The 2,645-nt window shown below is 51.3% G+C and carries 1 pseudogene; it reads left to right on the forward strand.

What is annotated here, in order from left to right:
• A pseudogene (locus BUC17_RS14115) lies at positions 1–2,645 on the forward strand (adhesin); the annotation flags it as partial.

Genomic DNA, 2,645 nt, shown 5'->3' on the forward strand with positions numbered 1-2,645 from the left:
AATCCCAACGTGCAGGTGAGTTACCACTTAACCCCCACCGATGCGCAAACTGGGTTTAATCCGATTGCGCCCAACCAGCCGTTTTGCAACAACGATTTTGACCAACAAACGATTTACATTCGTGTTTTCGACCCGCTAGCGCCCAATTGTCCTACCCTGACCACGCTTTCGCTGATTGTACATCCCAAGCCCGTGGCTGGTGTGGTGGCCGATTATGCCTTGTGTGATGACAACACCGACGGGATTGCCGTGTTTAATTTAAACGCCGTGGTTACCCCACAAGTCTTGGGTAGTTTGCCAGCAGGACAGCACAGTGTGACCTATTACACCTCACAGGCCGATGCCTTGGTGCCTCAAAATGCGCTCACAGGCACAACGGCCTATGCCTCTGGATCAACCACCTTATGGGTTCGCGTGGAAAATACCGCCACGGGCTGTTTTGATGTGATTTCCTTTGCTTTGGTGGTTAATCCTCTACCGCTACTTCCTCCCGCTGGATTCTTCCCGCAGTTTGAAGTCTGTGAGACCACAGCACCTTTGGGCTTTGAGAGCTTTAACCTCACCACGCAGATTGCCTCGATTCTCAACGGGCAAACAGGCGTGCAGGTCACGTTTTATCCTACCTTGGCCAATGCTCAGAACAATACCAATGCTATTGCCAATCCTACGGCGTATACCAACACCATTGCCTTTAACCAAACCATCGGGGTGGCTTTGCGCAATACCACCACGGGTTGTCGTATTGTAACCACCATGGACTTAGTGGTCAACCCACGTCCCACACCCAATGTGCCCACTACACCTTATACCGTGTGTGATGACAATCAGGATGGGATTAGCACCTTTGACTTAAATACGCTCACGCCTGGGTTACTCTTAGGGTCCACTACCGCCTATACCATCTCGTATCACTTAACCCAAGTCGATGCGCAGACTCCGCTTAATGCCATTAGTCTCACCCAACCCTTTAGCAACAACGATCCGTTTGTGCAAATCATTTGGGTGCGTGCCGAGGACCCCAATACGGGGTGTTTCAGCGTGGTTGCGGTGACCTTGGAGGTAGAACCCGCACCGATTGCTCCCTTGAGCTTGCCTGCGCTTTCTCTTTGTGATACCAATGCCAACACCCAAGACGGTTGTATGCCGGTGAATCTAGCCCAACAAACCGCTGCCGTATTGGCCTTACAACCCTTAAGTGCGAGTAACTATACCGTTACCTATTACACCAATGCCGCCGATGCTTCGGCCTCGCCTGTGGGTGTGAATCCAATTGTCAACACGAGCAACTTTACCGTTTGTAACACGGCGACCCTTTGGGTGCGTGTGCAACAAACCGCTACGGGGTGTTTTGCCGTAGGCTCCTTTACGGTGACAATCAACACGCCTATTGTATTAACTACCCCTACCTTGTATGCCTTGTGTGATAACGATGCTACGCCCAACAACCAATTCACCAGCTTTGATTTGGTGAGTTTTGTAGGGACTGTCCCCGGGCATACCTTAGCCTTCTATTTGGATGCAGGCTTAACCCAACCCATTGCCAATCCTAGTGCCTTTACCAATACGATAGCGGCCAACCAAACGATTTACATTCTAGCGACCAATACCGCTACGGGCTGTCGTGCAGTGCGTACCCTAACCGTACGCGTTTTGCCTGTACCCACTCCGCGCACCGACCCACCGGCCTTGGCTCCCTTGTGTGATGTAACCAATCCAGGGGATGGTTTGGAAGTATTTGATTTAACCCTTAACGCGGCTTACATCTTAAACGGACAAGCCAACGTGAGTTTGCATTACTACCCCAGTTATGCCGATGCCCTAGCCGACACCAATGAGATTCTTACCCCAACGGCGGCCAATGTTGGAGCCAATGTGTGGATTCGGGTGGAGAGTCTCTTGAACATCGATTCGTTTAACGCACCGTGTTTTGTGCTAGTGGAGCAAGCCTTAACGGTAAATCCGTTACCAACCTTGGTACAACCCGTTGCGGACTACCAAGAGTGTGATGATGATACCGACAACATCACCACCTTTAACTTAACGGCTTGGGGTGAGGCCAACTTGCTCACAGGCAATACGCCTCCGCTTTCCAACTACAGTTTGAGCTTCTACACCGATGCAGCCCTGACCCAGTTGATTGCCAACCCGAGCAGTTACCAAAACACCAGCACCCCCCAAACCCTTTACGTGGTGGCGGTCAACAGCACTACAGGCTGTCGTTCGGTGGCGGGTACTTTTACCATCTTGGTGAATCCTAAGCCCCAGGCTACTTCACCCGACCCCTATGAAACCTGTGACACAGACGGTGTTAATGATGGATTGTTCACTGTGGATTTGACCCAATACCTCACTACGATTCTCACGGGACAACCCGATACGGACTTTAGTGTTAGTTTCCACCTAACGCAAAGCGATGCGCAGAACGATGCCAATGCTATTGCCAATACCAGCGCGTATCAGGCCAGTACGGGGACCTTGTGGATTCGGGTGGAGAACAACCTAACGGGGTGTGCGCGTGTGGTGCCCTTTAACTTCTTAATTGAGCGTTTGCCTGAGCCGGTGATTGTTACCGATACCAATTCGAATGTGATTTGTGTGGACTTTATCACGGATCAGGTGGTGCGCCCCTTGACCTTGGAGGTGGA

The sequence above is a fragment of the Flavobacterium fontis genome (assembly GCF_900129405.1).
GTDB lineage: Bacteria > Bacteroidota > Bacteroidia > Flavobacteriales > Flavobacteriaceae > Flavobacterium > Flavobacterium fontis.